Below are 23,201 nucleotides of genomic sequence, written 5' to 3'. Positions count from 1 at the left end.
TCCCCATCAAAATCCATAACTTTGGTAAAGGTTACTCCAGCATCATCACTAAAGAAGATTCCATCGATGGGATGCGTATTTTCAAAATAGTTATTCATCCAAAAAGACAATTCAATATCTGGAGTATTACTTAGGTCCAGGTGAAGATCCACAGCAACGGCTCCAAGTTCACCACCTACTCTTTTTCCCAATATCAATCCGTTGGACCCTCCCCTAGATGCATTTCTGGCTGAAATAGTAGAACCAACCGCAGCAATCCCTTCCAATCTTACGGTAGAAGCTCCACTTACCAACCCGGTAGAGTTAGCTTCTACAGAGTTAATATAGGGAAATGTAGGATTGGCCTGTTTCCAACCTGCAGGAAGCTCAACACTTCCCTCAAATCCTGTAGAATAAGGGAAAGTAGAAATATATGTTTGGTCAGGTACGCGGACCTCAACGTCATCTATAAAGATTCCATCTCTTGAACTGCTGGAATAAGCCCCAAAGTAGGAGTCATCATATTGTTGAAACCTAATGATAAACGTAGTCGAAAGTGTTAATCCGTAATGACTCGCCAACCTGTCAATATCTAAAGGAGGCACTTTGCTGTAAACATCACCCTGCCAATTATCTCCATCAAAGTCCATAACTTTGGTAAAGGTCGCCCCATCATCATCACTTATATAAATCCCGTCCTGAGGATGGGTCTCATCGAAATAATTATTAAGGTAGAAATCCATTTCCACTTGAGAATAGGTGCTTAGGTCTAATTTAAGGTCTAATCTATTGGTAACTAACCCTCCTTTTGAGCTAGTCTTACCCATGGCTAAACCATTACTCCCTTGATAAAAAACATTCCGTCCTTGAATCTGATTTTCTATCCCTACCACAGCATTGTCCTCCCCCGGAATTGCTGTCCATTCCGTTTTCAATGCACCACTTTCAAAATCATCCTCAAATATTACCTGGGAAAAAACATTCGGTATGCCTCCCAGAATATATAGCATCAAACAAATACAGTAAAACTTATTTTCCATAGTGATTTAATTTAGGTTCTAATTAAATCTAAAGGACTTTTACTACTTCTATAAATAATTTTCGTGAAGCTAGGATATGGACACGTGAAAGTAGGATATAAAGGCATAAAGCAAAAACCACAAAAAACGGTTTACACCTATTAAAATATGTTTTATTATTCAATTAATGCAGTACACATTTTTTATTCCCTCAAAAACACCAATAAAAAACCATCTGAATCATTGTTATATTTATATGAAAAATTAAAAATATGATAATAACTAAATATCGTTTACGTAAACAATATCATATATTTTGATTATATATAAACCAACTAAACAAACACTTCAATGACCACACATATAAAACCAATCCTTTCGCTTAGTTTATTAAGAAATTTTCTGTAAATTATTTGACACATACACAGGTTAATAAAAAAATACTACCATTAGATTGCAACTGTTATAAGTCAGAAATAATTATTGAGTAATAAATTTACTCAATAATATATAACATTAAATATTGAACCTATTTTATTTTGATTGGAGACACCCACCAAACTTCAAACCTATATGAAAGTACTTATTGTAGAGGATGACCCTTTTATTTCAGAAGACCTGAAATTTGAAATAGAAACCAAATTTCCGACAGTGATTTCCGAAGTAATTGGCCCGGCAACCAGTTATTCAGAAGCTGTTTCCTTAACCTATACCAACTCTCCTGATTTGGTATTGCTTGACATCTCACTAGGAGAGGACAAAGATGCAGGAATAAGACTAGCTCATTTTATCAATCAACAGATATGTATCCCTATCATTTTCTTATCAGGACTACCTAAAGAAATAGGATTTGATCAAGCCAAGTTTTTATGCCCCTTTGATTTTATCCACAAACCATTTAACCCCGATATATTGGCTGAAAAAATTGAACTGGCATTAATTTACCAATCCCAGAGAAAAAATAGCGGTCAAATTAATACACATTCAAACAATGGAACCCAAAGTAAATTAATGGTCACTACCGGCTTTAATGAAATAACCGCAATCCCGGTAAATGACTTAATCCTTTTGGAAGCTGACGATAAAATCATAAGAGCCTTTACCGTTACTAGTAAAAAAAGTATAGATTTTATATCTCCCGGATTAAAAAACTTTTATCAGAACAATATTTTCCTATTGAAAAATTTCTATAGACTCAATAGAAAGCATGTATTCAACTTAAACATGGTGCATAAAATAAAAAACAACCATATTCTCCTGCCAAAACCTCCTAGTGAATTGGACAGTTTTTTTAGGTTGCCAATACCTAAAAATGGTGACAGCAAAAAACTGCTTTATGCAAGATTAGGTTACAAAAATTAACCATTATCAAATCCTTATTTTCGACACTAAAAACCTCATAAAATAAAATTCCGGGAAACAACTATTCCCCTATTGAAAAAAGCTGTTGCCCGGAATTAATTATGTCGCTCAAGAGATATTAGTCTTCTGCTGCGTTCATTGCAGCTTCTGCAATTGCAGCAGTTAACTTTCCGCCACCACTTGTGACAGCAGAAACATTAAAGAATCCCTGAACCTTAGTGGAAGATTCTTCAGATACCGGATAAATATTGCTGATAACATTTGACAATGGAGTAGCAAATAATTCGGAAAAACCACCCGGTCTATTGGTCTGTAAGATTACGCCTGACAAAAACTCAAATGCCATAGGATCAATGGAATGAATCTCCAGATACAAAGAGTCCCCAACCACGTATGGGGGCAATAAAGAATTTTCTTTTTCCGGATTTTCATCCCATGGATTCACGAAATCCTTACGAATGATCTGATTAAAAAGCACACCATCCATAGTTTGAGTAGACGAAAAACCAGCATCAAAGGCAATATTGATTTCCGAAGGTTTGCTTAAATAAACCTCATTTTTCCATGCCTTGATCCAATAGGCATCTCCTCGACCGGGAATATCACTGGCCATAAACTCTGCTGTAAAATAAGGCTCCTTGAAATTAATGTCTTTCGGGTTATAGGTATACTGCACGGAATCAACCTCAGGTACTTCACCCAAGCCCGCATTGGCAGTATAAGCCTTCCCATCCACTTCTAGAAGTAGTTGATACTGATGACCGACTACCAAAAATTCTTCATCTCCCGGTTCCCAGCCATAATAGGCATCTGTTTCAACAAATGTAATTGTTTCTCCTGAAGAAAGATCTTTGACACTTACACTTGCGCCTTCCACCATCTCAGGTGAGGATTGATCAAAATAAGGCTGCGATATGGTCAGAAAAATTTTCTGAGTTTCATTTTTATCATTTAACCAAGCATCCACCACCATCACTTCTGCCGCAGGATTAAGGGTAGGGTTGATTTCAGTATCACATGCGAAATTAAGACAGGCCAAAAAGAAAACGATTAACTTTTTCATGATATAGGTATAGATTTGTCAGGATTAAAATTTAAAATTATAGGTTACAGAAGGTATTAAAGTACCAATGAGGGACATTTGATGGGCAGAGGTAGCTAATGGTTCGCCCATCTGTGGTCTGGAGGATGTCCCTTGAGAGAAATAAATACTGAAAGGATTTTTTCTACCATAAAGATTATAAACCGATACTACAAGGTTATCCGTGCCTTTCCTCTGTTTCTTGCCTCTCCATACATTGTCAATGGTTAATGCAATATCTAATCGATGAAAATTAGGAATCCGATAGTTATTTCTATCACTTCCATCGATATAAGGGATTACCTTATCTTGTACAATAATTCGATCTGTTGGAAAAGTGGTTGGCGTACCGGATAAGTAGCTGAAATTTGCCGACAAGGTAACTCGCTTGTTTAGTTCATAAAATCCTGCCAGTTTTAAATTATGGCGTTGGTCATACCTTGTAGGATACCAATTCCCCTCTCTTGTCAATTCATTATCCCCATAATTTATTCCATCTACTTTCAATTCAGTTTTACCCAAAGTATAACTGATCCAACCGGTAAACCTGCCCTGATTTTTCTTGGCATATAACTCTAAGCCATACGCCCTTCCCTTACCTGAAAGTAATTGAGAAGCCATAAATTCATTAATAAATAACTCGGCCCCATCAATGTAATCCATTTGGTTTTGGTTCCATTTATAATAGACTTCGGCACTGGTTTCAAACCGGTTGCCAAAAAAGTTTTTGAAAAAGCCTAAAGCTCCCTGATTCCCGGTTTGAGGCAATATATTGTTATCGGAAGGTTGCCAGATATCAATAGGTAAGGAGGCAGTAGTATTTGAAATTTGGTGCAAGTATTGACTCATTCGGTTATAACTGGCTTTCAAGGAACTGGATTCATTCAGTGAATACTTGACTGAAAGCCTGGGTTCCAGGTTATTGTATTGAGCCACTGAATTCCAGGATCCATTTTCTGTAACCCCTATCAAAGGCCGTTCTATGCCCGGCAAGGTATCTCCATACGTATAAGTCTTTTCTCCAAAATGATTGAAATAACTGAATCGAAGGCCATATTGCGCCACTACCTTATCTCCAAATTTTTGTTCACTACTGACATACAAAGCTCCCTCAACTGCTTTCCGATGATCCAAACTAATATTGGACAGCTCTCCATTATTTATAATCGTAGCATCTGCGGGTCGAAATCGATAAGCAATTAATTCTCCTCCAAAGGTTAGTTCGTGTGAAGGGTTAGCAAACCAAGTAAATTCAGGCTTGAAATTCCACGTAGAAATGGCTGCCTGCCAGTCAAACTTGTCGCTTTCATTGGTTCCAAAGCTAAAACCATAATTGTAGTCGCTATAAAAGGCTGAGAAGTTGGAAAATAATTTGCTCCCATAAAGATGATTCCATCGAATAGTGGCCGTTTTATTTCCCCAGTTAAAGCCTTGAGATTCATCAAAATTAAATACGTCTCTACCCAAATAGCCGGACACAAAGAGTTTGTTCTTTTCATTTAGTTCAAAATTGGTCTTCGCAGTAAGGTCGTAAAAGTACATGCCCGCTCCATTGTCCAATGCGTCTGTAAAGGGTCGTGCCAATACATCTGCATAAGAGCGACGTCCGGCAAGAATAAATGAGGATTTGCCTTTTTTGATTGGCCCCTCTAAGGACAGCCTGCTAAATACAGTTCCTATTCCACCGGCTACATCATAGTCTTGGTTATTACCCTCTTTCATTCTTATGTCCAGAACAGAGGATAACCTTCCTCCAAAACGGGTTGGAATCCCTCCTTTATAAAGTTTGACATCCTTGACCGCATCCGGATTAAAAACAGAGAAAAAACCAAACAAATGAGAGGACTGGTAAACAGGGGCTTCATCCAATAAAACTAGATTTTGCCCCACTGTACCTCCACGAACATTGAAACCGGAAGTGCCCTCTCCTACGGAACTCACACCCGGAAGGAGCTGTATACTTTTTAACACATCCACCTCTCCTACAAAGGCCGGCATCTTCTCAATTGTTTTAATATCCATTTTCGCTGTACTCATTTCCACGGATGATACATTTTCGTCCATCCTATCACTTTGAATGACCACTGTTTCCAATTCGGTATCCGACAGCATCAATGATATATCCAATCTAAGATCCTTGTCCAGCTTTACTTGTTTCTGAATCTCTCTATAACCCACAAAGCTGAAATGCAGGTCATAAACCCCTTCTTCCAAAGTGATGGAGTAGAATCCATATACATTGGATACCGTTCCGCTATTGATTTGTTCTACTCTTACAGTAGAACCTATAAGCACTTCCCCATTGGTCTCATCTGTGAGATAACCGCTTATGGTAAAGGAGTTGCTTTGAGCAAATCCGGGGAGTAAGGAAAGGAAGAATAGACCTCCTAATACAAATGATTTCATTTTAAATGAGTTAAAGGTTGATACGAAAACTACTTGTGAATAAAATTATGGTTCAAAAGTAGCAGGCAGGGGGCTAGAGATCGTTCCAGTTTATAATTGTGAACCTCTTTGGTAAGAAAAAAAAATACTTCGATTAAGGGGGAATCTTCTTTACTGCGGCTGTTTTACCAGAAAAATGCAATAGACATTCTATTCCGTATTGGAATCGATTCAAAATCAACCACTTCGTTGCTGTTTTCAATTTCACATAGCGGTGCTATCCTAAAACCTCCAAACAGCCTAATTTTCTTGCGATTGCAACATTCCCTGAGAAAGGTCAGGACAGCCATCACCAATACGATTGCATAATCCGGTTTTATTGAAAGGACTACTATACCGCACAAAAAAAGCTTCAGGTTTTTACCCGAAGCTTAAAGAGCAAATCTATTGCCTATATTTTTTTATTTAACTGTATAGCAATTTGGATTTAGCTACTTGATCAACCTGATGCAAGTAAGCGCATAGTGCTCCTCTAGCCGAATGCATGTATAGCGTTAAATTAAACCTGTTTTAGAAATGCTTCTATATTGCCACCTGTTAAAAGGTGCGCATGATCCGTGATTTTTTGAATGGGCCAATTCCACCATTTTATATCAAGTAAGCTGCTTATACTGCTGTCAGAAAATCTTTTTCGAATTAATTTAGCAGGATTTCCACCAACAATAGCATAGGGGGAAACGTCAGCCGTTACAACCGAATGACTAGCAATAATGGCTCCATCACCGATTTTTACCCCAGGCATAACCTTTACGTTATGACCTAACCAAACGTCATTGCCAACAATGGTATCTCCTTTGTATGGGTAGCTTTTTCCTTTCATGGCTTTTTCCCAGCCATGACCAAAAATAGCAAAGGGATAGGCTGAAATAGAAGTACTGAGGTGATTCCCCCCATTCATGATAAATGAAACACCGGAGGCGATCATACAAAATTTACCGATTATTAATTTGTCTCCTATAAAATCAAAATGATACTTGACATTTTTTTCAAAATTGTAAACATCCTCTAAATCATCATAATAGGTATAATCCCCTACCTCTATATTAGGGTTGGTGATGATATTCTTTAAGAAACACAGTTTGTTGTGATTCAATAAAGGAAAGGATTCATTTTTATCCGGACCTGGTAATGGATTTGTTCTCATAATACAATAGTTAGATAAATATTTCTGAACAAATGTGAGCCATTACATCTACTGTTGCGTTCTGAATTATAATGTGATACCTATTGCTTCCCAACTTTTTATTATTCCGCTTTGGCCTTTTTCAACCAAGCACTTGGGGTGACTCCTTCTTTTGTTTTGAAGAAAGAATTAAAAACTGTCTTGGAGTTAAAACCACTATCATATGCCAGTGCAAGCAGCGTTAGGTGATTAAAACGTGGATTAATCGCAATCTTTTTGAAATAATTTAATCGGTAATTGTTCACATATTCATTGAAATTGGCTTGAAGTTTATCATTAATTAAATAGGACAATTTGTTGGGATGAAGTTCCAGTTTACTCCCAAGAGCGTTTAAGTTTAGTTGGGGGTCTAAGAAAGGTTTTTCCTTTTCAAAATACCTAATTAACTTTTCCTTCAACAAATCCGCTTCTTTTTCATCCAGTATTTGGGATGGCTTCTCCTTGGCAAACCACTCTTCATTTCCAGTCAAGCTAAAGTTGGCCTGATGCAAGTTCTCAAATCCTTCAATTTCTTTCAAGCTTTGCAAAAAGGGTTCGTATCTATAATTCATTAATTGCGCTCTACGCAACTCAATTCCGCTTTTTAACAGCTTAAAGGCTGCTTCCGGGCAATTACCATTGGCTAGAATAAATAATTTATAGGGCGTTATTTCCCCTTCCTCATTTTCCAAGCTTTCCCATTGATCCAAAAATTCTTTAGGAATCTGTGCTATTTTCTTATTGACAATTGCAAAAAGCAGGTTGATCAATTCTTTTTCCTCAAAATTTTCAGCCAATTCTTTAACCTCTTCCTCTTTGCCCAGTAGAACAAGCACATTCACCTTTAACCTTAAGGCAAGGTCAAATTGAGGGTTGATCCGCAAGGCTTTTTCAATATAATGCAAAGCAATATCATAAGCTTGCTTTAAATAAAAAACATTGGCCATGGTAAAGTGATGATTTGGAGACAATGGATCCACTTCTAAGGCTTTTTTCACAAATAATTCGGCTTGATCAAAATAGCCCAAGGCAATAAGCAGTTCTGCCATGGCCTCTAATGCATCCGTATGTTTGGGATTCATAGCCAGGGTTTGATTAATGTACTCATACCCCCCCTTATAATCCCATTCCTTCCACAAGGTTCGTCCTACAAATGACATGGGGTATTCGGGGAGTTCAGTATCCAATTCCTTGGCAATAATAAAATTGTCTATGGCTTTGCCCATTGCTTCTTCGACAGGCATAAAGCCCCAAATGGCCAATAAACCATAACATTGTAAATTCCCATAATAAGCCTTGGCAAATTCAGGGTCTTTTGCAATGGCTGCATCGTATTGCTCGATGGCTTGTATAAAAGAGTCGGGAGTCCATTGAAGTTGGTGATAACGCCCTTTTAAATAGTGTTCATAGGCAGAAACACTACGTGTTGAAGCTTGAATCAAATGATCCTTGATCACCAAATGCCCAAAATTCTCTCGTATTTGGTCCGCAATTAGCAGGCTGATTTCATCCTGCAAAGCAAAAATATCCTGCATTTGCCGGTCAAAATTCTTGGACCAATAATGCACTCCATTTTTGGCATTAATCAACTGTGCGGTAATACGAACGCGATCTGAAACCTTCCTGACACTTCCTTCTAGAATATTGGCTACGCCAAGTTGTTGGCCAATTTCCCTTACATCCAGATTCTTTCCCTTAAATGCAAAAGAAGAGGTTCTGGCAATCACTTTGAGTCCTTCTACCTTTGTTAATGCATTGATTATTTCTTCTGTAATACCATCACTAAAATACTCATTTTCTTGATCGTTGCTCATGTTCACAAATGGCAACACCACAATAGATTTGTCTTCTATGATTTTACTTTCAGGAATTTCACCCATAGCTAATCAGCTTTACTAAAAGATTATTTTACAAACAATATTTTTTCCAAAGCTAAATATGCATAATAAATTTTTATAATAAAAAATGTTTTTCAATGCTCCACCAAAATAATTTGGTACTAAAAACTTCATTTAATGGCTCATTAAAGCATTTTCCCAGATGGATAAAAAAATCGTTGATGCTAGCAGCAAAGCCAATCGCCTAGTAAAGGAGTTTTGGAAAACCGATCTTATTGAAATAAAAAGTTGTATGGTCCTTGACCTTAAAAACCATTGAGACAGTGCTATTATTTTCCGTCTCCCAATTGGCCTGAGAAATAAGCAAATCTGACAGGAAAAGAACGGATGTAAAAATGCTGACAAGAATAATCTTAAACTTTTTCATTTGACTATGGCATTAATAATTAATGCCTCAAAAATGAAAAAGTAAATTGGTCCGTTCGTTCGGGGCTATAATTCCGAACCTTATTAATCGAAAAAGGGCAGATTTATTTTCAATTCACCACAAGGTGCCCAAAAATTGTCCTAAGCTTTACCAAAGCCGAGGATAAACTCCATCCTTTTGGTACTAAAAAAGGTATGAAACAAATGTTCCATACCTTCTCAAACCGCCCCTTACCGGATTGGCTTTCTTTCTTGCGGAATTTAACCTTTAAATTACCTGTTTCTTTTGGCTCGATGTTCCAAATAAGCGTCCAAATAATGCTTGTTTAATTCATCACTATCCCCATATTTCTTTCTAACCTCTTCTAATTTTTCATGCATCATTTTTTGAACTTCAGCATATGAAGGGTCATCATACACACTCTGCATTTCCATAGGATCTTTTTCCAAATCATACAATTCCCATTCATCAATATCATAGTAAAAATGAATAAGTTTATAACGTTTTGTAGACACTCCATAATGCCTTTTAACCTGATGTTCAGCAGGGTATTCATAATAAGTATAATAAACAGCATCCCTAAACTCCTCAGTTTTACCTGACACCACATCTCTAAATGACTCTCCTTGAATTTCTTCAGGAATGTCCACCCCTGCATAATCTAAAAAGGTGGGTGCAAAATCAAGATTTTGCACCAATTGATCAAAACTACTTCCTGCTTTTATTTCTTTAGGATATTTCATTAACAAAGGTGTTCTAAAAGATTCCTCGTACATAAACCTTTTGTCAAACCAGCCATGCTCTCCCAAGTAGAATCCTTGATCAGAAGTATAAACCACAATGGTATTCTCATCCAATCCTGTTTCCTTTAGATAGTCCAACAATTCACCGACTCCATCGTCAACAGACTTAATTGTCCTCAGGTAATCCTTGATGTAGCGGTTAAATTTCCACAAAGCCAATTCTTTGCCACTTAGGTTTGCCTCCTGCATGGCTTTATTTTTAGGCTCATAAGCCTCAAGCCAGTCTTCTAACTGTTCGGGATTCAATCGCTTTAATTGATTTACCAACCAGGTAGTATCTCCATTGGTGGGGTCTAATTGAAACTTAAAATCATGGCCCCATCGCGCATGGCCATCAATTTCCATTTCCTGTGTCTTGGCTGCCGTTCCTCTACCTTCATAATCATCAAAGAAATTTGCAGGAGGATCGAAGGTTTTGTCATCATATAAAGTCAAATACTCCTGTGCAGGCTTCCAGTTTCTATGAGGGGCTTTTTGATGGTAAAGCAATAGAAATGGCTCATCCTCTTTCCTATCATTCTTTAACCAGTTTAAAGCAGCATCTGTGATGATATCTGTACAATAGCCTTCAATGCGCTTTTTCTCTCCATTGATTAGAAAATCGGGATTGTAATAATGCCCTTGGCCGGGAAGTACCATAGAAAAATCAAAACCTTGTGGCAGCCCATCCATATGTATCTTACCAATCATGGCTGTTTGGTAACCATTAGCTTGAAGCAACTTAGGAAAATTATCCTGATCCCAATCAAAGGGCTGGATATTATCCACTTTCCCATTGATAAAGCTATGCTTCCCTGTCAACATTACGGCCCTACTGGGGGCACATATAGAATTGGTAACTGTAGCCCTATGGAAGATGGCTCCTTCATTGGCTATTCTATCAATATTTGGCGTTTCATTTAATCCATGACCATAAGCACTGATGGCTTGATAGGCATGGTCATCACTCATAATAAAAATAATATTAGGCTTTGTTTCCTCCTTTTCTTCTTCCGGATTACAAGCCATAAAGCCGGCACCCACGGCCAGGTAAAAGCTAAGTAACAGTATTCTTTTCATATTTTTTTATTTATCAGGCTGGTTAAATAGAAAATTAAACTGTAAGTTAATTAAATAAATTTAATTTTTTACATATCATTAAGTATCCAAAATCTGTCAATAGGTTTTTTTACTCTTTTGAACAGCCGGATAAAATTCAGATATCCTTACTTTTTAACGCTTTGACTGCATGATCCACGGCCCTGGCTGTAAAAGCCATATAAGTTAGGCTTGGGTTTTGGGTTCCTGTAGAAGTCATGGAGGCCCCATCCGTGACATAAACATTTGGACAGGCATGCATTTGATGGTATTTTCCTAGCAAGGAAGTCTCTGGATCTTTACCCATTCTAACACCTCCCATTTCATGAATATCCAGTCCCGGAGCCTGGTCGCTATCATTTTGTTGGATGTCTTTACAGCCGGCTTTTTCAAGCATTTCTGCCCCCTGATTCAAAAAATCTTTAACAGACAAATCATCATTTTCGTCATACCCAACATCCACTCTTAGTTGAGGCATGCCCCATTTATCTTTCAACTCATCATCCAGGTAAACCCTGTTTTCAGGCTTAGGAATAGTTTCCCCTTGCATCATCATGAAAACTCTCCAAGGCCCTGCTTCTGAGTTGGCTTCTTTAAATCCGGGACCGAAGGCTTCATTTCTTGCATTACCCCAACCTCCTCTCCCTGCGGAATAAAAGGTCATATATCCCCTCAAAAAATCCATTTCTTGTTTCTTTACATTTCTAAAGTTGGGCATCATGATGGCTGTGGGTCTGCGGCCATAATAATAGTCATCCATAAATCCATCCATCTTTGCTGAAAGAGTTCCCCGGTAATTGTGAAAGGCTATATGTGTCCCAAGGAGCCCATTGTCATTTCCCAATCCATTGGGAAACCTTTTGGATTTTGAATTAAGTAAAATAAGGTTGGAGTTTAATGCTGAAGCGTTTACAAAAACGACCTTGGCATAATACTCGGTGGTTTCCATTGTTTCAGCATTTATTACCCTTACCCCTGTCACTTTGCTTTTGGCATCATCATAAATGATTGAATGAACCACTGCATGAGGTTTGATGGTAAGGTTTCCGGTAGCTTCCGCAGCAGGCAGAGTGGAGGAATTTGAACTAAAATACGCACCAAAAGGACAGCCCCTTTGGCACAAGCTTCTTGCCATGCACTGACCTCTACCTTGAGCTTGGTGATGCGCTGCCGGCTTGGTGAGATGAGCACACCTGCCTATGATAAATTTCCTATCTGAATAGTTTGCATTTACTTTTTTCTGGATTATTTTTTCCACCTTATTCATTTCCCAAGGAGGCAAAAACTCCCCATCAGGCAATGTATCCAACCCATCCTTATTGCCACTCACACCGATAAAATGCTCCACATAACTGTACCAAGGTGCTATGTCTTCATACCGTATGGGCCAGTCAACAGCAAACCCATCTCTTCCGGGGCCCTCAAAATCGTATTTACTCCATCTTTGAACCTGCCTGGCCCAAAGTAAAGATTTACCCCCAACTTGGTATCCACGAATCCAGTCAAAAGGTTTGTCCTGAATGTAGGGGTGTTCTTTATCCTTTACAAAGAAATGATCTGCATCGTCTTTAAAGGCATAACATCTGGAAACAATAGGGTTGTCTTGTTTAAGCTTGAGTGACAATTGACCCCGCAAAGGAAATTCCCAGGGAGGGGTATGCATGGTTGGGTAATCTTCCTTGTGTTTTACGTTTCTTCCTCTTTCCAGCACCAGGGTTTTAAGCCCTTTTTCACATAATTCTTTAGCTGCCCAACCACCACTAATTCCTGAGCCAATAACGATGGCATCAAACGTATTGCTTTTCATTCTTTAATCTTTTATTCGTACCTGAGTGATTCTATAGGGTCAAGCTTGCTGGCCTTGTAAGCAGGTATAAGCCCGGAGACCAAACCTACCACAATACAAACAACAAAGGAAAAAATAATCCAAACCCATGGAACAAGAAAACCACCGGGTCCCACTGTATTTCCTACAATATTGCCTATCCCAATCCCCATTATCACACCTAGAATTCCTCCCAAGACACAAATTACTATGGCTTCTATTAGAAATTGTTGACGAATCCGGAGCGGGGTGGCACCCATAGCTTTTCTAATGCCAATTTCTCGCGTTCTTTCCGTAACAGATACAAGCATGATATTCATTAAACCAATAGATGCTCCTAATAAGGTAATAAAGCCAATGCCAAATCCACCAATCCTAAGGTATCCGGCAATCTCTTCAAGGCTTTCGCCTAAAGTCTGAGATTTGACTACCTCAAATGAATCTTCCATGCCCACACCGTCTTCTCTTATGGCCCGCATGATACCTGTCGCTTGTCCCATTTCATATTGTAACCTCAGGGGATCTTGCCCCGCAATGGTAATGGTATAGCGAAAACTCCCTCTGCTATCTAAATTTCTTGCATTAAGAATGGGGATAATTATGGCCCTATCTGCTCCCGAGTCACCACCAACGCCACCTTGTTTTTCCATGATTCCCACAATGGTGTATCTCCTTCCGTAAAATGAGATGTATTGATTGATCGGATCTTCTGTATCTTCAAAAAGTGTTTGCTGTATTTCAGTTCCTATCACACAAACATTATTGCCATAAGACAATTCAACGTTGCTGAAATTCCTTCCTTTTTCTATGGCCACCCCTTTGATTAAAAAATAATTTTCATCTCCTCCAATAATTCTACTATTGGGGTTGGTCTTTTTTGACCCTTTCTTCACTTCAGCAGAACCGGAAACAAAGGTAGTAATCGAAGAAACTCCTCGCTCATTGTACCTCTCCTTAAATTCGGTGGCCTCCCTATAGGTAATATTTGGATAATTTTTGGGTGCAATCCCTGAGGATCTTGCCCTGCCACCGGAAAAGCCTTTACTTCTAACATCAAAATTATTGGCACCAAACCCGGATAAGCTTTCCTCTATTTGGGCTTTCATGGCATCTATGGCCGTTAACATTCCCACCAATGAGGTGATACCAATGGCAATGATCAAACCTGTTAAAATGGTCCTCAGCAAATTAGATTTTACCGATCTAAATGCCTCTCTGATATTTTCGAGCAAATTCATGGATTGTCCGTATTTGGGCAATAATTTATTTTATCCCCCTCTTTGACATTAATATTAACTATAAATACACTTCATAAAAAGAAATCGAAGGATTTTAATTGTTTTTAACAAGGCAAACCTTCCATCTCCTGTAGGATTTCCCCAAACAAACCGTGACTTTACGATAGCAATTCATCAGACCTCCACCTTCATTGAATACCGTAAATAATATCATTGGCCTGATTACCGGCCTTTAATGCATCCGGTCACCTCTGATCTCCAGGTCTTTCATCACCTTCTTTTCATGGTTTAACCACTCCTGCCAACGCTGTTCCACCTTTTCAGGCTCTTGGTATTTTTTTGCCAACTGGATAAAGTTGACATAATGCCCTGCTTCGGATATCATCAGCTCATGATAAAAGGCAGATAGCTCCTCATCTTCAAGGTTTTTAGATAACAGTTTGAAACGCTCACAAGACCGGGCTTCAATGAGTGCATTCATCAATAACAACTCAGACACCTGATCTTTTCGGCTCCCTCCCTTACGGACAAAAGACTGAAGCTGAACCACATAATGATCCTTCCTTGGGAAACCAAATTTGTATCCACGCTTTCTTATTTGCTGCATTACAGATTCAAAATGTTGCCATTCTTCGGCTACCACAGGGGTAAGCACATCCACCATTTCATCAAATTCTGGGAATTTAATGATCAGGGATATACAAGAAGAAGCAGCTTTTTGTTCACAATAAGCATGATCCACTAAAATGGCTTCCAAACTAATGCTAGCAATGTCTACCCATCTTGGGTCGGTGGGCAATTCCAGCCTTAACATTTTATTTTTTGTCGATTCTTGCCAGTCCATGTTTACAAATTAATCAAAGAAATACCAACTAATACCAAGGTCCAGAGTCCCCTTCAATCCGGTAAAATCAGGGGTGACAAAATAGCCGTCATTTGACATTTGCCCGGCATTCAAATGATTGTACCTAAACAAAACCCTCGTTCTATTAATCCTGAAATTTAGAAAAGCATCGACCACCGGATAAGCATATACATTGAAACTATCCTGTAGGTAAAATTGCTGGGTTGCCGGCATATAAGCGGGTGCATAATTGTCACTTCTATATCGGCCTTCAATTCCCAGTTGAACATATACATGATCATCAAATAAAGGCCCGTCAAAGAATATTCTGGTATTGACAAACAAATCCGGTATACGAAATTTATCTGCGGCTTCCCCGGTAATTAAGGTATAATAAGCTTCCGATTGCCAGTGAAATTTCCCAGCAAAAACCAAATGAGACTCTAATCCGGGAATCACCATAAAAGCTTCTGAGGAAATTTGTTCGGGTACCATTTCCTGGTTATAAAAAATATAATTGTTAATTCTATTGATGGTTATATTCGGCCTGATTCTATAATTCTTAAAATCTCCTTTTAGTGTGCCTTTAATTTGATCCACTCCGGTACTTGAAAAATCATTGTCCCATCTATAATGATTGCCACTGTACTGCTGTTGCATCATATTAGGTTTGTAAAGAGCCTTGGTATAACTGACATCCAGATAAGGAGATTTAAACAATCCTTTGATTCTGTATCCATCAGGGATAAGGTATTCTCCTTCAGCTTCAAAAATCCAATTTTCATTAATTTCACCCCTCAAGGCACCCCCAAGAGACAATTCATTAAAGGAATTATTGGAGGTAAAAAAGCGACTCGCCATTCTACCGGTCCTAAATTTTAAGAATGCATTGTAATAAACAGGGCCAAAGTCACCTTTAAATCCAACTTCATTTTTCCATTCAGAAAAGTGGCTGTGATTGTTGGTTGTTTCTTCTATGCTATAGGGATGGTCTTCATTCTCAGAATTGAATCGATTTTCATTAAAAAAATTAGCATCGGAAGTTGATAAATCAGCAACAAAGGTGACTGCCTGCTTTGCCTTATCAAAAACGTGGTACGCCTGCCAACCTTTTAATATCTCATATTCATGGTAGAGGTGGTAGTTTTGTCTTAAATCAACCGCTTTGGAGTTACTCAGCCAAACCTTTGCATCTTCATAGGTAAAATAAAGGGAGGTGGTATCAACTTCCGGAGGGATAATCCCCCCTTGTTCGTCGACGTTATGCTTCATCCTGGTGATATTGGCCAGCAAAAAGTACTTCCCACTTTCAGATTTGTAATTGGTATGGATTTCGTAGGAATCATTGACCACATTGTGGTCATCTCTTGTGGTAGGATTTAGGGTTTTGGTAGCCCTAATGGTATGATAAGCAATTCCCACATTCCAATTGGGTTTGATATTTCTGGTAAAACCGACATCCAACTTATTGCGATTCCCTCCCCCAAAAAATGCTTCGATCTTGGTATAGGGAGATTTGGTATCGTAATATTTTATACTATCAGGTGAATTGTGGTACAAGTCATAAGCATGAAAGCCTGAGGTCCTGCCAACCTGAATGGGTACCTCATAAAAAACCGGTCTGGCGGCAGTTCCCAAATTGCCAAGGTCTTGGTATTTGTACCAGGTATTGGCCACCGGCTCATAATTGTGAAACCCCGTAAGCGAGGTATCCAGCTCTAATTTTTTAAATTTATTATTCTTGACAAATTTCTCATAATAATAAAGAGAAGTTTTAGGCCCATATACCATTTTAGTGGAATCGTCAAGTAAACCTGACTTCATGGCGTTTTCACTCTTCTCATTCTTTTCTTCTTCCGTTAGCGGAGCATTGGGCCTTTGTTGCTGAGCCAATATCGGAGCCGATACCAAAAAAGATACGCCTAAAAGTGCGAAAAAGAGTCTCAGGTTAAATTTCACTTTCAGCATTTTTATTTATAATCAAGCTTTCAACCTTGTTCAAAAGTTGTTCTTCTTCATTTAAAGTCATTTCTATTTCCACTGGTAGGACAAAAACCGGAATACCCTTTATCATTTCTAACAATTTATTGTCCTTCAATTTTACTGCATCTTTTTCTGTAGTCAAAATGGATACGCTTTTCGCAGAATGATTTTTATAAATTTCCTTGATCTTTTCCATATCCTGCCTTTTATAAGCATGGTGATCAGGAAAAGCCAATATTTCCAGCACTTTTTTTCCTTTGCCCTCTAAAGCTAAACGAATAGGTTCTGGATCTACTATACCTGTCACCAAAATAATATTGTCTCTCAGCGTCACATCTTCTTTGATCAAAGTATAAGGTTCGCCATATTTAAGCCCTGCAAAGTAAATCGGCTTTGCTGAATTCAGGTAGGCCGAGGTTTTTGCTTTGTAATCGTTCTTCTCTCGATCTGATAAATTTTGTGGACATTTAGTAACCACTATAATATCCGCCCTATTAACATTTACTCTCCCTTCTCTCAATCTTCCCATCGGTAAAAGATAGTCTGAGAAAAAGGGCTTTTGATAAGTGGTCAACATTATATTGAGGTCTGCCAAAAGGTACCTGTGCTGAAAAGCATCATCAAGTACAATGGCCTCCACTTCTGGGTTTTCTGCAAGAATCATCGGGATGGCCAGGATTCTCTCTTCCCCTACAGCAACGCAAACCTTGTTTTTATATTTTGAATAAATCTGAAAGGGTTCATCACCAATTTCTGCCGGAGAACAATCTTTTGTGGCCAATTTGTAGCCATTAGTTTTCCTTCCATAGCCTCTACTCAAAACGCTCAAATGAAATTTACCTGCAAGCCTGTTGAGCAAAAATTCAACAAAAGGCGTTTTGCCTGTCCCCCCTACTGTTAAATTTCCTACTACAATTGTTGGTACCTCGAAAGGTTGACTTTTTTTTAGACCGACGTCAAACATCCTGTTTCTCAATGCAGTGACCCCATCATAGATTAGAGCAAAAGGAAACATTAAAAAATCAACAAAACGCATTGGTGTTTTTTTTGTAGTTTTGAGAATAAAACGAAAGCAAATATATGGTTTATTTGATTAAGGATATCATAACTTATCTGGAAAACCTAGCACCGACAGCCTATCAGGAAAGTTATGACAATGCGGGATTAATTGTTGGTGATGCTCAGGAAGAAGTAAAAGGCATAATTTGTTCACTTGATGTGACGGAAAAGGTGGTGCAGGAAGCCATTGAAAAAAAATGCAACCTTATCGTTGCCCACCACCCTATTGTTTTCGGTGGATTGAAGCAATTGACAGGTAAAAACTATGTTGAGCGAACGGTAATAGCCGCCATCAAAAACGACATCGCCATCTATGCAATCCATACGAATCTAGATGCTGTAAGCCAAGGGGTCAACCGCAAGATAGCTGAAAAAATAGGTTTGTTAAACCCTCAAATTCTTGCCCCTAAAAAAGGCCTTGTCACCAAGTTGACCACTTTTATACCTAAAGGTGAGGAAGATGCCGTTTTAAATGAATTATTTGCGGCAGGTGCCGGGAATATTGGGAATTACTCCAATTGTAGTTTTAAATCAGAGGGCACAGGAAGTTTTCTTCCCAAAGAAGCGGCAGACCCAACCATTGGCGAAAAAGGAAAATTGTCTTCTGTGGAAGAAACACGTGTAGAATTAATTTTTCCAAGCCATCTGGAAAATAAAATCATCCACACCTTAAAAATGGCGCATCCTTATGAGGAAGTTGCTTATTATCTTCAGGTCTTGGAAAATAAAAATCAGGATGTAGGCTCAGGTATGATTGGAAGATTACCCAACCCCATGGAAGGTAAAGAATTTTTGCTTCATCTCAAGTCCTCAATGAACCTAAAGGTGCTAAAACACACTGCCATATCAAACAAAAAAGTAGAGAAAATAGCGGTTTGTGGAGGTGCTGGGGTGTTTCTTTTAAATCAGGCCAAAAGGTCCGGAGCCGATGTTTTTATCACCTCAGATATAAAGTACCATGAGTTCTTTGATGCAGAAAACAGTATCTTATTGACAGACATAGGACATTATGAAAGCGAAATTTATACAAAAGAACTTTTAAAAGATATATTGTCACGAAAATTTAGTAATATTGCAACCTATTTGACAAATGTAATTACAAATCCTATAAGTTACCTATAGTACATGGAAAGTCCAGTCGCACAGAAATTAGAAGCAATTCTCAACTTACAAAATATCGATTCCCGTCTTGATGCAATTTTTAAGGTGAGGGGAGCTCTTCCTGAGGAAGTCCAGGATTTAGAGGATGAAATAATAGGATACGAAACCCGTTTAAGCAAATTTAATACTGAAATATCCTCAATGGAGGATGAAATCAAAAAGTATAAAGATGCAATAAAGGATTCCGAAAAACTGATCAAAAAATACCAAGATCAGCAAATGAATGTTCGGAATAACAGGGAGTATGATGCAATCACCAAAGAATTGGAATTGCAGGATCTAGAGATCCAAGTATCCAAAAAGAAAATAACCGAGACTCAAGTAAGAATTGAGAACAAGGAAAAAGATATTGCAGATCTTAACGAAATCTTAAAAGACAGGCAAAAAGACCTTGATCAAAAGAAAGGGGAGCTGGATACCATTGTCTCTGAAAGCGAAAACGAAGAGAAAAAGCTTAGGAACGACCGGGAGAAAGCTGCTAAAAAGGTAGAAGACCGATTGATCAAATCTTACGACAAAATTAGAGTCAATGCAAAGAACGGTTTGGCCGTAGTATTGGTGAAGCGTGGTGCTTGCGGTGGTTGTTTCAATATTGTTCCTCCTCAAAGACAAGCTGAGATTAGGGAAAGGAAAAAAATAATTGTTTGTGAACACTGTGGAAGAATTCTTGCCGGGGTTGAAGACGAGATCGTCGAAGAGCCAAAACCAAAAAGAAAAAGAAGCAAAAAATAAAAACATGTAAATCCGGAAATAAAATTTCCGGATTTTTTTTTGCCTTAATCCATTTTCACTATTGATTCGTATATCTATATTACATATATTACGATTCTATGAAAAAGGTATTTTTGTTTTTTCTGGCATTTATGATCGGGGTTCTTTCTTTTGGAAAAGAGAGATCGGACAAAACCTTCTTGATTATTTTTGATAAGACTGAGCTAGCACACCATGAAGCCAGTTTAGGTCTCATGGAATTGAATATTTCCAGCATTTTTGATACCAAACTATACACCGGCAACTCTGAGACAGCATTAATTGTAACGGTTCCATTTGCTGATTGGACAGTCTGTGATATGGGGCAGTCCATTGTAAAAGTTTCTGACAACAAAGAGCTACCTTTAGAACAAATCGCTTTTAGGATCATTGACATGGAGGCGAGTAAAAAGAACTTCAAATCCCTCCTTAGTGAAACCAAAGAAAACCAAGAGATGGTCAATAACCTGCTAATAAAGCTTAACTTATAATTGTTTCATCGTTAATGGTGAAGGGTGGTAGCTGTCCAAATAGACCTTTCCATCTTCCTTTTCTTCCAATAAGTAGCAACAGAGATTTTCATGTCTGAACACGTCCATATACCTTAGATCATAACCCAGCACTACGGTCATTAATATCCTAATGGCCCTACCATGCATGCACACAAGAATATTCTCTCCTCCGGTTTTAAGGATATGATCAAAAGCACGTTTTAATCTAATGGCCACTTGTTTTGGCGATTCCCCTCCTTCAATTTTAAAATCCAGCTCTCCTGTAGACCACCTTTGGAGCATATTTACATAATATTGGTTTTCCTCCTGATCCATAGGCAAGCCTTCATAATTTCCCCAAGATATCTCATTCAAATCCACCAGCTGTTCCTGGTAAATTTCCGACTTTAAAAAGTGAGCAATAGATTGCTTTGTTCGTATGAGTCCTGAATGATAAATATGGTCAAAAGGAACATTTTTAAAATTCTCATAAAATGCAGCAGCTTGTTTTTTACCGGTGGCATTGATCGGGGCATCGATACCACTTCCTTGTACAACACCTTTCAGGTTGTAATCTGTTTGTCCATGCCTTACTACATATATTTTTTTAGTGCTCAAGATTCCTTAATTTTGGTTCAAGGTTCAAAGAAAAAAATTTTATCCCACATAACATGGTATTTAGTAAAAAACCCGACCTTGATTTTATAAATCAAATGGGAAAGGACAATATGCCCGGCTTTCTGGAAATTAATTTCACAGCAATTGGTGACGATTTCCTCGAAGCAGAAATGCCTGTAAACAATAAAACCAAACAACCCATGGGTTTGTTACATGGTGGGGCAAATGTGGTGCTGGCAGAAACCTTAGGTTCAATTGCTGCAATACTTACCCTAAACTTAGACACCCATTATGCGGTAGGACTGGAAATAAATGCCAATCACCTTAGAGCGGTGAAGGAGGGAAAGGTACTTGGGAGAGCTACTCCTCTGCACATTGGGAGAAAAACCCAGGTTTGGGAAATTAAAATTATTGATAACCAAGGGAAGCTCTCCTGCATTAGCCGAATCACCATGGCTATATTACAGAAGTAAATTTTATGGAAGTCACCAATACTAAAATAAGCACATCAAAGGAACATCTTATTTCTTCCCTTTTTATTAATGCTTTAAGAAAAAATGCTGCCATAGCAGTTTGGAGAAAACCTACTACATCTAAAATTGAAATCATTATAGATGATGACCAAAAAGGGGTCGAAGAAAACCTAAAAGACTTGGATGATCTTCCTCCGGGTTTTATGGTTCATCCCTTCCAAACCTCAGCGGTTCACGCACCTATTTATATCAAGGCAGGAAGTTATAATGCCATCCATCTGGATGATAAAAATCGAAATGAAGAACAACGTAATATTATTTCAGAATTTGAACATACCGATACTAGAATACTCGCCTCTGAAATAAGAAAATTTATCAGCAATACGCCAAGCAAGGCCAATACCTCCTCCACCTCCAAAAAGGCATTTTTAGGTACGGTTGAAAAAGCAATTGCTGCCATTAAGTCAGGGAATCTATATAAGGTAGTTCCGGCCAAGATCAAATGCATTGATCTGCCTGCCAATTTCGACCTAGCTTCGGTTTTTCTTTCCCTTTGCGAAGCTTATCCCAATGCCTTTATCAATTGTTTTTATAGTGAAAAAACGGGGCTGTATATCGGTGCCAGTCCTGAAACTTTGATTAGAACCAAGGGGGATGAATTCTTCACTATGGCTTTGGCCGGTACGCAGAAAGCAAAAGGGGAAAACCCGTTAAAGAATGCAACCTGGACCCAAAAAGAGATAGAAGAACAGGCTTTGGTCAGTCGGTACATTGTAGACTGCTTTAAAAAGATTCGATTAAGGGAATACAAAGAAATTGGCCCGAAAACCACCGTAGCGGGAGGGCTACTGCACCTCAAATCTGAATTTTTGGTAGATATGAAAGCGACAAATTTTCCCCAACTTGGAAGTGTGATGCTTGACTTATTGCATCCAACCTCAGCCATCTGCGGCATGCCTAAAAACCAGGCACTTGAGTTTTTAGAATCGGAAGAATCATTTGATCGTGCTTATTTCTCCGGATTTATCGGGCCTGTAAATATGGATGAAGAAACTACTTTGTATGTCAATCTCAGATGCGCCAAATTGGCCAATAAAAAAACATGGCTATATGCCGGAGCGGGAATAACCGAAGACTCAGTACCGGAAAAAGAATGGGAAGAGACAGAAATGAAATGTAATATAATAGGCCAGTTTATACAAACCATAAAATAATTTGATACTTCCGCACCTTACCTACCTAGCTTCTATCTGCGCCAATAAGGGTGTTACTGAAGCGATCCTATCTCCGGGTTCACGCTGTGCTCCAGTTTCCTTGGCTTTTATTAGACATCCAGATATCCATTGCAGAATTATTCCCGATGAACGTTCTGCCGCATTCATTGCGATGGGCATGGCCCAACAGAGAAACAAGCCCGTAGTCTTAATCTGTACCAGTGGCTCAGCCGCATTGAATTACGGACCGGCCATTGCAGAGGCTTATTACCAGCAAATCCCCCTATTGGTGCTGACTGCGGATAGACCGGCGGAATGGATAGAACAATGGGATGGGCAGACCATTCGGCAG

The 23,201-nt window shown here is 38.6% G+C and carries 19 protein-coding genes; 7 read left to right on the top strand and 12 right to left on the bottom strand.

The features are described 5' to 3' along the window. Positions 1 to 1,019: hypothetical protein (locus tag AAC037_RS02040; RefSeq protein WP_339901263.1), on the bottom strand; the 1,019-nt coding region annotated here is incomplete at its 3' end. A 552-nt stretch (positions 1,020 to 1,571) separates the two neighbouring features. Between AAC037_RS02040 and AAC037_RS02035 the strand changes: the two genes are divergently transcribed. After that, the gene (locus tag AAC037_RS02035; RefSeq protein ID WP_339901261.1) at positions 1,572 to 2,360 is read left to right on the top strand and encodes a response regulator; all 789 of its coding nucleotides are present in this window, start codon (positions 1,572 to 1,574) and stop codon (positions 2,358 to 2,360) included. Positions 2,361 to 2,478: 118 nt separating this feature from the next. On the opposite strand, the gene AAC037_RS02030 is transcribed toward AAC037_RS02035, so the two are convergent. The 10 genes from AAC037_RS02030 to lpxK form a co-directional block, all read right to left on the bottom strand. Continuing rightward, positions 2,479 to 3,423, bottom strand: coding sequence for a DUF4249 family protein (locus AAC037_RS02030; protein ID WP_339901259.1), 945 nt, complete (start codon positions 3,421 to 3,423; stop codon positions 2,479 to 2,481). 24 nt (positions 3,424 to 3,447) lie between these two features. Beyond that, the gene (locus AAC037_RS02025; RefSeq protein ID WP_339901257.1) at positions 3,448 to 5,847 is read right to left on the bottom strand and encodes a TonB-dependent receptor; all 2,400 of its coding nucleotides are present in this window, start codon (positions 5,845 to 5,847) and stop codon (positions 3,448 to 3,450) included. A 538-nt stretch (positions 5,848 to 6,385) separates the two neighbouring features. Then, positions 6,386 to 7,030, bottom strand: a complete 645-nt coding sequence (locus AAC037_RS02020; RefSeq protein WP_303612473.1) for a CatB-related O-acetyltransferase — start codon at positions 7,028 to 7,030, stop codon at positions 6,386 to 6,388. Between the two features lie 101 nt (positions 7,031 to 7,131). After that, positions 7,132 to 8,928, bottom strand: a complete 1,797-nt coding sequence (locus tag AAC037_RS02015; RefSeq protein WP_339901255.1) for a tetratricopeptide repeat protein — start codon at positions 8,926 to 8,928, stop codon at positions 7,132 to 7,134. A 657-nt stretch (positions 8,929 to 9,585) separates the two neighbouring features. Beyond that, positions 9,586 to 11,175, bottom strand: a complete 1,590-nt coding sequence (locus tag AAC037_RS02010) for a sulfatase (RefSeq protein WP_339901253.1) — start codon at positions 11,173 to 11,175, stop codon at positions 9,586 to 9,588. Positions 11,176 to 11,311: 136 nt separating this feature from the next. After that, positions 11,312 to 13,000, bottom strand: a complete 1,689-nt coding sequence (locus tag AAC037_RS02005; RefSeq protein ID WP_339901251.1) for a GMC family oxidoreductase — start codon at positions 12,998 to 13,000, stop codon at positions 11,312 to 11,314. An 11-nt stretch (positions 13,001 to 13,011) separates the two neighbouring features. Then, entirely contained in the window at positions 13,012 to 14,256 is a 1,245-nt protein-coding gene (locus tag AAC037_RS02000) for an ABC transporter permease (protein ID WP_339901250.1), read from the bottom strand. A 232-nt stretch (positions 14,257 to 14,488) separates the two neighbouring features. Further along, positions 14,489 to 15,100 carry a tRNA-(ms[2]io[6]A)-hydroxylase gene (locus AAC037_RS01995; protein ID WP_339901248.1) on the bottom strand — a complete coding sequence of 204 codons (612 nt, stop codon included), beginning with the start codon at positions 15,098 to 15,100 and terminating at the stop codon, positions 14,489 to 14,491. A gap of 9 nt (positions 15,101 to 15,109) precedes the next feature. After that, positions 15,110 to 17,068, bottom strand: coding sequence for a putative porin (locus AAC037_RS01990; protein ID WP_339901247.1), 1,959 nt, complete (start codon positions 17,066 to 17,068; stop codon positions 15,110 to 15,112). Continuing rightward, entirely contained in the window at positions 17,049 to 18,119 is a 1,071-nt protein-coding gene (gene lpxK / locus AAC037_RS01985) for a tetraacyldisaccharide 4'-kinase (protein ID WP_339901245.1), read from the bottom strand. Before lpxK ends, AAC037_RS01990 begins: the two co-directional genes overlap by 20 nt. Positions 18,120 to 18,163: 44 nt before the next feature. Here lpxK and AAC037_RS01980 point away from each other — a divergent pair, with 44 nt between their 5' ends. The 3 genes from AAC037_RS01980 to AAC037_RS01970 all read left to right on the top strand — a co-directional run bounded on the left by AAC037_RS01980 (position 18,164) and on the right by AAC037_RS01970 (position 20,544). Then, positions 18,164 to 19,264 (top strand): Nif3-like dinuclear metal center hexameric protein, encoded by a 1,101-nt coding sequence (locus AAC037_RS01980; RefSeq protein ID WP_339901244.1) that lies wholly within the window; start codon positions 18,164 to 18,166, stop codon positions 19,262 to 19,264. Positions 19,265 to 19,267: 3 nt separating this feature from the next. Beyond that, positions 19,268 to 20,035, top strand: coding sequence for a C4-type zinc ribbon domain-containing protein (locus tag AAC037_RS01975; protein ID WP_339901243.1), 768 nt, complete (start codon positions 19,268 to 19,270; stop codon positions 20,033 to 20,035). 98 nt (positions 20,036 to 20,133) lie between these two features. After that, positions 20,134 to 20,544, top strand: coding sequence for a hypothetical protein (locus tag AAC037_RS01970; RefSeq protein WP_339901242.1), 411 nt, complete (start codon positions 20,134 to 20,136; stop codon positions 20,542 to 20,544). Here AAC037_RS01970 and AAC037_RS01965 read toward each other — a convergent pair. Then, positions 20,539 to 21,162, bottom strand: coding sequence for a histidine phosphatase family protein (locus AAC037_RS01965; protein ID WP_339901241.1), 624 nt, complete (start codon positions 21,160 to 21,162; stop codon positions 20,539 to 20,541). The two genes, AAC037_RS01970 and AAC037_RS01965, sit on opposite strands and share 6 nt — an antisense overlap. A gap of 53 nt (positions 21,163 to 21,215) precedes the next feature. Here AAC037_RS01965 and AAC037_RS01960 point away from each other — a divergent pair, with 53 nt between their 5' ends. The 3 genes from AAC037_RS01960 to AAC037_RS01950 all read left to right on the top strand — a co-directional run. Then, the gene (locus AAC037_RS01960) at positions 21,216 to 21,635 is read left to right on the top strand and encodes a hotdog fold thioesterase (RefSeq protein ID WP_339901240.1); all 420 of its coding nucleotides are present in this window, start codon (positions 21,216 to 21,218) and stop codon (positions 21,633 to 21,635) included. 5 nt (positions 21,636 to 21,640) lie between these two features. Then, positions 21,641 to 22,849, top strand: a complete 1,209-nt coding sequence (locus AAC037_RS01955; protein WP_339901239.1) for a chorismate-binding protein — start codon at positions 21,641 to 21,643, stop codon at positions 22,847 to 22,849. Between the two features lies 1 nt (position 22,850). Beyond that, positions 22,851 to 23,201 (top strand): thiamine pyrophosphate-binding protein (locus tag AAC037_RS01950; protein ID WP_339901238.1); only part of this gene is annotated, 351 nt, incomplete at its 3' end.

Origin of the sequence: uncultured Cyclobacterium sp., from assembly GCF_963976465.1 — a bacterium.
Lineage (GTDB): Bacteria > Bacteroidota > Bacteroidia > Cytophagales > Cyclobacteriaceae > Cyclobacterium.
Note: the sequence above shows the minus strand (reverse complement) of the source record. Positions and strands in the feature narration are given on the sequence as shown.

Excerpts from the sequence above, each read along its gene's own strand:
- AAC037_RS01975 (WP_339901243.1), top strand. The coding sequence starts at position 19,268 with ATGGAAAGTCCAGTCGCACAGAAATTAGAAGCAATTCTCAACTTACAA.
- AAC037_RS01990 (WP_339901247.1), bottom strand. The coding sequence starts at position 17,068 with ATGCTGAAAGTGAAATTTAACCTGAGACTCTTTTTCGCACTTTTAGGC.
- AAC037_RS02035 (WP_339901261.1), top strand. The coding sequence starts at position 1,572 with ATGAAAGTACTTATTGTAGAGGATGACCCTTTTATTTCAGAAGACCTG.
- AAC037_RS01955 (WP_339901239.1), top strand. The coding sequence starts at position 21,641 with ATGGAAGTCACCAATACTAAAATAAGCACATCAAAGGAACATCTTATT.
- AAC037_RS02030 (WP_339901259.1), bottom strand. The coding sequence starts at position 3,423 with ATGAAAAAGTTAATCGTTTTCTTTTTGGCCTGTCTTAATTTCGCATGT.
- AAC037_RS02000 (WP_339901250.1), bottom strand. The coding sequence starts at position 14,256 with ATGAATTTGCTCGAAAATATCAGAGAGGCATTTAGATCGGTAAAATCT.
- AAC037_RS01970 (WP_339901242.1), top strand. The coding sequence starts at position 20,134 with ATGAAAAAGGTATTTTTGTTTTTTCTGGCATTTATGATCGGGGTTCTT.
- AAC037_RS01980 (WP_339901244.1), top strand. The coding sequence starts at position 18,164 with ATGGTTTATTTGATTAAGGATATCATAACTTATCTGGAAAACCTAGCA.
- AAC037_RS02015 (WP_339901255.1), bottom strand. The coding sequence starts at position 8,928 with ATGGGTGAAATTCCTGAAAGTAAAATCATAGAAGACAAATCTATTGTG.
- AAC037_RS02005 (WP_339901251.1), bottom strand. The coding sequence starts at position 13,000 with ATGAAAAGCAATACGTTTGATGCCATCGTTATTGGCTCAGGAATTAGT.
- lpxK (WP_339901245.1), bottom strand. The coding sequence starts at position 18,119 with ATGCGTTTTGTTGATTTTTTAATGTTTCCTTTTGCTCTAATCTATGAT.
- AAC037_RS02025 (WP_339901257.1), bottom strand. The coding sequence starts at position 5,847 with ATGAAATCATTTGTATTAGGAGGTCTATTCTTCCTTTCCTTACTCCCC.
- AAC037_RS01960 (WP_339901240.1), top strand. The coding sequence starts at position 21,216 with ATGGTATTTAGTAAAAAACCCGACCTTGATTTTATAAATCAAATGGGA.
- AAC037_RS01995 (WP_339901248.1), bottom strand. The coding sequence starts at position 15,100 with ATGGACTGGCAAGAATCGACAAAAAATAAAATGTTAAGGCTGGAATTG.
- AAC037_RS02020 (WP_303612473.1), bottom strand. The coding sequence starts at position 7,030 with ATGAGAACAAATCCATTACCAGGTCCGGATAAAAATGAATCCTTTCCT.
- AAC037_RS02010 (WP_339901253.1), bottom strand. The coding sequence starts at position 11,175 with ATGAAAAGAATACTGTTACTTAGCTTTTACCTGGCCGTGGGTGCCGGC.